General features: G+C 70.9%; 9 protein-coding genes. 4 read left to right on the top strand and 5 right to left on the bottom strand.

Features of this window, described 5'->3' with window-relative positions; all coding sequences use genetic code 11:
- The coding region (locus tag ACV4UX_RS15715; RefSeq protein ID WP_491594226.1) for a LysR family transcriptional regulator at positions 1-216 on the bottom strand (216 nt) is incomplete at its 3' end.
- 89 nt (positions 217-305) lie between these two features.
- On the opposite strand from ACV4UX_RS15715, the gene ACV4UX_RS15710 reads away from it, so the two are divergent.
- Positions 306-1,205, top strand: coding sequence for a DMT family transporter (locus ACV4UX_RS15710; RefSeq protein ID WP_491594225.1), 900 nt, complete (start codon positions 306-308; stop codon positions 1,203-1,205).
- On the top strand, positions 1,193-1,396 hold the full coding sequence (locus ACV4UX_RS15705; protein ID WP_173082383.1) for a tautomerase family protein: 204 nt from the start codon (positions 1,193-1,195) through the stop codon (positions 1,394-1,396). The genes ACV4UX_RS15710 and ACV4UX_RS15705 overlap by 13 nt, the downstream gene beginning before the upstream one ends.
- 193 nt (positions 1,397-1,589) lie before the next feature.
- Here the strand turns inward: ACV4UX_RS15705 and ACV4UX_RS15700 are convergent, their stop codons facing one another.
- Together ACV4UX_RS15700 and ACV4UX_RS15695 are read right to left on the bottom strand one after the other, a co-directional pair.
- Positions 1,590-2,186 (bottom strand): flavodoxin family protein, encoded by a 597-nt coding sequence (locus ACV4UX_RS15700; RefSeq protein ID WP_491594224.1) that lies wholly within the window; start codon positions 2,184-2,186, stop codon positions 1,590-1,592.
- Positions 2,187-2,200: 14 nt separating this feature from the next.
- Positions 2,201-3,931, bottom strand: coding sequence for an ABC transporter ATP-binding protein/permease (locus ACV4UX_RS15695; protein WP_491594223.1), 1,731 nt, complete (start codon positions 3,929-3,931; stop codon positions 2,201-2,203).
- A gap of 153 nt (positions 3,932-4,084) precedes the next feature.
- On the opposite strand from ACV4UX_RS15695, the gene obgE reads away from it, so the two are divergent.
- Positions 4,085-5,104, top strand: a complete 1,020-nt coding sequence (gene obgE, locus ACV4UX_RS15690) for a GTPase ObgE (protein WP_491594222.1) — start codon at positions 4,085-4,087, stop codon at positions 5,102-5,104.
- On the top strand, positions 5,101-5,685 hold the full coding sequence (locus tag ACV4UX_RS15685; protein ID WP_491594221.1) for a YajG family lipoprotein: 585 nt from the start codon (positions 5,101-5,103) through the stop codon (positions 5,683-5,685). The genes obgE and ACV4UX_RS15685 overlap by 4 nt, the downstream gene beginning before the upstream one ends.
- Before the next feature lie 79 nt (positions 5,686-5,764).
- On the opposite strand, the gene ACV4UX_RS15680 is transcribed toward ACV4UX_RS15685, so the two are convergent.
- Positions 5,765-7,396, bottom strand: coding sequence for a cache domain-containing protein (locus tag ACV4UX_RS15680; protein WP_491594220.1), 1,632 nt, complete (start codon positions 7,394-7,396; stop codon positions 5,765-5,767).
- 153 nt (positions 7,397-7,549) lie between these two features.
- On the bottom strand, positions 7,550-7,871 hold a 322-nt coding region (locus ACV4UX_RS15675; protein ID WP_491594219.1), incomplete at its 5' end, for an anion permease.

Raw genomic sequence — 7,871 nt, 5'->3', positions numbered from 1 at the left:
CAGGATGCGCCCGGCGTAGTCCAGGAGCGTGCGCCCGGCCGAAGTGAGGAGCATGCGCCGCCCCCGGCGCTCGAAAAGCTCCACGCCGAGGGAGTCCTCCAGCCCGCGCAGCCGCGCCGAGACGCCCGACTGCACCTTGTTGAGCCTGCGCGCCGCGCCCGTGACCCCGCCGGAGCGGGCCACGGCCTGGAAGACGGAGAGGTCTGTGAGGTCCATCGTTCACCATTTGCGAATGTTATGTTCTGCAAAGATCATTTTACACGAAGGTCATGGCGGGTGCAAGGTGACAGGGAAGGAGTCGTCGCATGCGCAAAGGGTATCTCACGGGCCTTACGGTGGTCGGGTTCTGGGCGGCGTTCATGCTGGTGAGCCGCCTGGGGCTGGCCGGTCCCACGGCGCTTTCGCCCTGGGACATCCTGGCGCTGCGCCTGGCGGCGGCGTCGCTTACGCTCGCGCCCTTCTGCGGCGGGCTGGGCCGGGAGGTCTGGGGCTCATGGCGGGTGTGGACCCTGGCGGCCCTGGGCGGTCCGGCGTATGGTCTCACGGTGTACTGGGGGTTCCGGCTGGCCCCGGCCACCCACGGGGCGCTCCTCTTCCCCGGCGTGCTGCCCTTCGCCACGGCCTTCCTGGGCTGGGCGCTCCTGGGCGCGCGGCCCGGGGCGGCGCAGTGGCGCGGCCTGGGGCTGGTGGCTCTTGGACTGGCCTGCCTGGGTTGGGTTTCGTGGAGCGAAGGCGCGGGCGAGGGCGTGCGGGCCGGGGACGCGCTCTTCCTGGCGGCGGCCTTGTCCTGGGCGCTCTACGGTGTGCTGGCCCGGCGCTGGGGCGTGGCGGCCTGGACGCTCACCCGTGCGGCGGCGGTGTGCGCGGCTGCGGTCTACCTGCCGGCCTATCTGCTCTGGCTGCCCAAGGGGCTGGCCGGGGCTGGCTGGCCGGAACTGGCGGGCCAGGCCCTCTACCACGGCGTGGTGACCACCGTGCTCGTGATGTGGCTCTACCTGCGCGCCCAGGAGTCCCTGGGACCGGCGCGCATGGGGGCGCTGATGGCCCTGGTCCCGGCGGTGTCCGGGGGGCTGGCGGCGCTTCTGCTGGGCGAGGAACTGCCCCCGGCCCTGGCCGTGGGGCTCGCAAGCGCGAGCGCCGGGGCCTGGCTGGCCTCCGGGGCCGCGAAACCGTCAACAGGAAGGAGCGTCCCGTGCCCTACGTGAACATCAAGATCACCCAGGAGGGGGCCACCCCCGAGGCCAAGGCCAAACTCATCGAGGGCGTCACGGCCCTGTTGCGCGACGTGCTGGGCAAGAACCCCGCCACCACGGTGGTGGTCATCGACGAGGTGCCCACGGACAACTGGGGCATCGGCGGCGAGACGGTGACGGTGCGCCGCGCCAGGGGGGCCTGAGGCGTCCGGCCTGCCTGGCCCGGAACCGGGGTCGGAACCGGGGGACGGCGGGCTCGCCCGTCTCCGGCCGCCCCGGGCCTGGGCTGAGGGCGGACGCGCGCTGACGGCGCGCCGCGCAGGCGGCCTGGCTCAGGCCCATGCGGCCCGTGCGTCCCTCGGGGGCCTGCGCCTCCGGCCAGGACGCGCGCGGGGCTCAGCCTCCCAGGATCATGCCCGCCAGGGTGTCTCCGAAGGCGCGGGCCTTGGCCATGGCCTGGGCGTCGCGTCCGATGGTCCCGGGGGCGCGCGTCACGTTGGGGAACAGGCAGGAGGCGAAGGGAGAGCCGCTCCATTCCACCGGGATGGCCCTCTGGCGGGCAAGAAGCTCCAGGTTGTCCTCGGCCGGGCCGCCGCCGGTGATCAGCATGCCCTGGGGCTTGCCCGCCAGGGGCGTGAGCAGGGCGTCGTTCTCGCCGAACTTCACCAGCCCGTACATGCGGTCCACGAAGATTTTCAGCTGGGCCGGGTAGCTGAACCAGTAGACCGGCGTGGCAAACACCAGGGCGTCGTAGCCGGGCAGGGAGTTCACGGCGCGGGCCACGGCGTCGTCCACATGGCAGCCGTAGTCCGGGCTCTTCTGGCACTTGGAGCAGGCGGTGCAGCCGGGATGCCGGAACTCCAGGCGCGGGGCGTCGATCTCGTGGGGCGTCACGCCCAGTTCCTTCAGGCGCTCCATGGCCGCCAGGGCCAGCATGCGTGTGTTGCTTTTCCTGCGGGGGCTGCCGTGGACAAAGACGACGGTCTTGCTCATGGGGTCCTCCGTGTTCAGTGCGCTTCGGCCAGCCGCGCCGTTCCGGGGCGGCCGCCCGAGAGCGCCAGCCTGCGGGCGTGGAAGGCCTCCAGCGTGCCCCGGTGTCCCACGCTGACGACCGCCGCATGGGGCAGGGTCTCGCGCAGGAGGGCGTAGAGGGCCTCCTCCCCGGCCTCGTCCACGGCCGAGGTGGCCTCGTCCAGAAAGACGAAGTCCGGGGCCTGGAGGATCAGCCGGGCGAAGGCCAGGCGCTGCTGCTCGCCGGGGGAGAGCTCCTGGGGCCAGTAGGCCGTGTGGTCCAGGCGCTCGCCAAGGCGCGTGAGGCCGCAGAGGGCCAGGGCCTGGCGCATGGCCTCGTCGGGGATGCCCCCGGGCGGCGAGGGGTAGCACAGGGCCTGGCGCAGCGTGCCCAGGGGCAGGTAGGGCCGCTGGGGCAGAAACATCAGGGAGTGGTCCCCGGGCAGCAGGATGCGTCCGCGCCCCTCGGGCCAGAGACCGGCCACGGCGCGCAACAGCGTGGACTTGCCCGAGCCCGTGGGGCCGGTGACCAGCAACGTGTCGCCCGGCTCCACGCGCAGGTTCACGCCGCGCAGCAGGGGCTCGCCGCCGGGGAGGTCGAGGTCCACGTCGAGCAGATCCAGCACGGGCCAGGCGCCGACCTCGGCGCGCAGGGCGTCCGGGTTCTCGCGCCGGGCGCGGGCTTCGTCCATGGCGCGGCGGAAGGTGGTCAGGCGGTCCACGGTGGCCTTCCAGGAGGCCAGTTCGGTGAAGGCGTCCACGAACCAGCTGAGCGCGCCCTGCACCCGGGCGAAGGCCGAGGCCGTCTGCATCAGCCCCCCCAGCTGGATGGCCCCGGAGAAGTAGCGCGGCGCGGCGGCCAGGAAGGGGAACACCACGGCGGCCTGGGCGTAGGAGTTGGTGAGCCAGGCCAGGGCCTTGCGCCGTCTCATGATGGCCCACCAGTTCTGCACCACGTTGGCGAAGCGGGCGCGGAAGATGCCCGCCTCGTCGGCCTCGCCGCCGATGAGGGCCACGCCCTCGGCGTTCTCGCGCAGGCGCACCAGGCTGAAGCGGAAGTCCGCCTCGTAGCGCTGCTGGTTGAAGTTGAGCGCCACCAGGGGCCGGCCCACGCGCTTGGTGAGCCACGTGCCCAGCACCGCGTAGCACAGGGCCACCCAGACCATGTAGCCGGGCACGCTGAACTGCCGCTCCCACAGCGTGAACTCCAAAGACCCCGAGAGCCCCCAGAGGATGCCGATGAACGAGGCCAGCGAGACCACGGCCTCCAGGAACCCCAGCGTGAGCGTGAGCGTCTGGGTCACGAAGGCCCCGATGTCGTCGGCCATGCGCTGGTCGGGGTTGTCGGTGGCGCTTCCCCTGGTCTGGAGGTCGTAGTAGACGCGGTCCTTGAGCCATTGCTCCAGGTGGCGCTCGGTGAGCCAGCGCCGCCAGCGGATCTGGAGCATCTGGTTCAGGTAGAGCTGGTAGACCGCCACCACGATGTAGGCGAAGGCCAGCAGGCAGAAATACCCCAGCTGGCGGTAGAAGCCGTCCAGGTCGCGGTTCTGGAGGGAGTCGTAGAATGCGTTGTTCCACTGGTTGAGAAGCACGGTGATGAACACGAGCGTGAGGCTCATGCACACGATGACCGCCAGCAGGCCGCGCCCGGCCCAGCGGTCCTCGGAAAACCAGTAGGGACGCGCCAGACGCCAGATGTCGCGCAGGAATTCGAGACGTTGGATCATGGCCGGGCACATAGCAGCAGGCGCGGGGGAACGCCAGCGCGGACGTTTGACGCGAAAGCCCGCTGCGTCTAGGAGATGCCCATGGAAACGAGGGCTTGACGCAGCAGCCCCGGGGCCGTATCGCCCCCGCTTCTAGAAGAGAGGACATCAACCATGCGATTCGTGGACGAAGCAGAGATCACCGTGGCCTCGGGCAAGGGCGGCAGGGGCTGCGTGGCCTTCCGGCGCGAGAAGTTCATCCCCTTCGGCGGCCCCAACGGCGGCGACGGCGGAGACGGCGGCAACGTGGTGTTCCGCGTGTCCCCGAGCCTCCTCACCCTCTACGACCTGCGCCTCAAGCGCCGCTACGACGCCAAGAACGGCCAGCCGGGCCTTGGCAGCCAGTGCAACGGCCGCAACGCCGAGGACCTGGTGATCGAGGTGCCCCAGGGCACCCTGATCCACGAGCTCTCCGAAGACGGCGAGCGCCTGGCGGCGGACCTCACCGACATGGGGCAGGAGTGGGTGGCGGCGCGCGGCGGCCGGGGCGGCAAGGGCAACATGCACTTCAAGACCTCCACCAACCGCGCCCCGCGCTTCGCCCAGCCGGGAGAGCCCGGCGAGGAGAAGCGCCTGCGCCTGGAGCTGCGCCTGCTGGCCGAGGTGGGGATCATCGGGCTGCCCAACGCGGGCAAGTCCACGCTCATTTCGGCGGTTTCGGCGGCACGGCCCAAGATCGCCTCCTACCCCTTCACCACGCTCACCCCCAATCTGGGCGTGATCCAGGGCGAGGACGGCGCGCAGCTGGTGGCCGCGGACATCCCCGGGCTCATCGAGGGCGCGCACGCGGGCCAGGGCCTGGGGCACGATTTCCTCAAGCACGTGTCGCGCACGCGCCTGCTGGTGCACCTACTCTCGGCCGAGGAGATCCAGGGCGACAACCCCCTGGCGGGATTCGACCTGGTGGACGAGGAACTCGTGCGCTACGACCCGGGACTGGCCGAGCGCCCCCAGCTGCGCGCGGTGAACAAGGCCGACCTCCTGGACCCCGAAGCCCGCGAGGCCGTGCTGCGCGCGGCAAGGGAGCGGGGCATGGAGATTCGCCTGATCTCCGCCCTCACGGGCGAGGCCCTGGAGGAACTGGTGACGGCCATGTGGGAAACGACGGCTAAGCTCAAGGAGACAAACACATGAAACGCGTTCTTCCGTTGTTGGCTTTTCTGGTCCTTCTGGCGGGATGCTCCGCAGTGCCGTCCCAGAGCGTGACGCTCGCGCCCCAGGCCAAGGTTCCCACGGGCAACGTGGGCAAGGGCAAGACCGTGGCCCTGCAGGTCTCGGACGCGCGCCACGGCCAGGCCATCGGCTACCGCAACGCCGACGGCTCGCGCACGGCGGCCATCACCGTGGAAGGCGGCGACCTCTCCAAGCCCGTGGGCGAGGAAGTGATGAAGACCCTGGCCAACCTGGGCTTCAAGCCCGCGCCCTGGCACGAGGGCGCGCCGCTCTCCCTCTCGGTGACGGTGCGCGAGCTGACCTACGCGGCCCAGTCGCTCACGGTGACGCGCAAGGTGACGGTGAAGTGCGTGCTGTCCGCCCGGGTGGTCAACGGTCCCGGCCGCTGGGAGGGCTCCTACCCCGTGACCCACGAGAAGGAGCTGGCCCTGGCCCCGGACGAGAACGCCAACGCGCGCATGATCAACGACGTGCTGAGCGAGTCGCTCTCCATGCTCCTCTCCGACCCGGAGATGGTGCAGTACCTGGGCAGGGACAGGTAGCCGACAGCCTCCATGACTCCTGACCCGGCGGGCCAGCGCGAACCCCTCGCGGTCGCCCGCCGGGCTTCGTTTCCGGCTGTCAATCCTCCGTTCGCGCCCGGGGGCGGCCGCCCTCGGGCAGGATCATGCGCACCACGGCCCCGGCCCCGGGCTGGCTCTCGATCACGATGCGCCCTCCGTGCTCCTGGAGCGCCCGGTTGGCCTTGGTGAGCCCCATGCCCACGCCCACGCTCTTGGTGCTGTAGAAGGGGTCCAGCACGTATTCCATCTCCTCGGGGCCCATGCCCCGGCCGGTGTCGGCCACGGCCAGGTCGAAGCCGTCGGTGCCGTGGCGCGCCGAGAGGGACACCCGCCCTCCGGCCGGGACCAGGGCCTCCACGGCGTTCACCGTCACCTCGCGCACGGCCATGGCCAGCAGGTCGCGGTCGGCCAGCAAGGCGGCCGGTGAAGGCTCCACCTCCCAGGCCACGGACACGCCCAGCTCCCGCGCCGCGCGCTCGCCCGCCCGGCGGGCCTCCTCCAGCAGCTCCTGGGCCGGAAATTCCGTCACGTCGTCCACATGGATGGCGCTGTATTCCTTCACCGCCGCCGTGATGCGCTCGATGCGGCGGGCGGCGTCCAGGATGCCGTCGAGATAGTCCAGGTATTTCTCCTGGAGCGCCGGTTTCTTGAGCAGAAGCCCCGCCAGCCCGCCGATGATGGTGGTGGGGTTGCGCAGCTGGTGGGCCACCGAATCCGAGATCTTCTGGAGGCTCTCCACGCGCAGGGCCACCTGGGCCACCACCTCCTGGTTGGCCTTGCGCGCCTGGCCCAGGGCCTCTTCGGCCACCTTGGCCTTCTCCTCGGCCTCCTCGCGCCGGGCCTGGATCTCCCGGATGTTTTCGCGCAGCATGCCCGCCATGCGGTTGAGCGCGCCCTGGAGCCTGGCGGCCTCGTCGCGGCCCGAGGCCGCCAGGCGCACGTCCAGGTCGCCCGAGGCGATGCGCTCCGCCGCCTGGGTGGCCTCGGCCAGGGGCAGGGCCACGCTGCGCGCGATGGCCAGGCTCACCAGGGCCAGCGCGACGACGATGGCCGCCATGCCCAGCCCCGAAACCGTGAGCGCCCGGTTGAACAGCCCCCGCACCACCTCGCCGATGCGCGCCTCCTCCCGGGCCACGTTGCCCAGGTACACCCCCGTGCCCACCCACATGTCCGTGCCGGGGATCATCTCCGCAAAGGATATCTTGCGTTCTTCTGGTCCGTCGGGGCGGGGGAAGATGTAGCTCACGAAGCCGCCCCCGGCGTGGGCCATGGCCGAGAGCTCGCGCACGTAATAGACGCCGTCGGCGTCCACGAAGTCCTTGAGGTCCTGGTTTTCCAGGTTGGGCTTGGGCGGCAGGGCCACGTTCACCGTGCCCTGGTAGACGAAGAAGTAGCCCGAGGCGTCCTCCTCGAAGCGCACGGGGTCGAGCACCTCGCGGATGAGCGCCTTGCGCTCGGACTCGGTCTTGGCGAACTTGAGCCCCGAGGCCAGGGTGAGGGCCATGGAGTGGGTGGCGGCCTTGATCTTGGCCCGCTCGCCGTGGAGCATGATCTGCTGGGTGTGCTGCACCACCACCTCTTCCAGGCGGTGGGAGACGGCGGCCACGAAGGCCAGCGAGGCCGCCGTGCTGAGCGTGAAGAGCCCCACCAGTCCGAAGAGGCGCGCGGCCATGGAGAAACGCCTGAGCATGGTTGTCCCCCGCGATCGGGTTCCCGCCGCACGGCACGGGTTACGGCCCATACCACGGATCGGCGGAGAACGCACGGGGGAAGCGGACGGGGCGGGCCGCGAAACGAAACGGCCCGCGCGGGGCGGGCCGGACCGGAAGGCGGGAAGGGGAGGCTACATCCTGGCCAGGTTCCAGGGGAAGCCCACCAGCAGGAACACGCCCAGGTAGACCAGGCCGAACACCATGCCCAGCACCCAGAACTCGCGCCCCTTGATGTAGCCCGAGCCGTAGTAGATGGGCGAGGGGCCGGTGCCGTAGGGCGTGATGACGCCCATGATGCCCAGGGTGGAGCACAGCATCATGGAGGCCAGGGGAATGTTCAGGCCGGGCACGGCCATGGCCGCCGCCAGCATCACGGGGAGCATGGCCGCCACGTGCGCCGTCACCGAGGCGAACATGTAGTGGCTGAGGAAGAACACGACGGTCAGGCCGATG

The sequence above is a fragment of the Fundidesulfovibrio sp. genome (assembly GCF_058402725.1).
The sequence above is the reverse complement of the archived record's forward strand: the minus strand, read 5'-3'. Positions and strand labels throughout refer to the sequence as shown.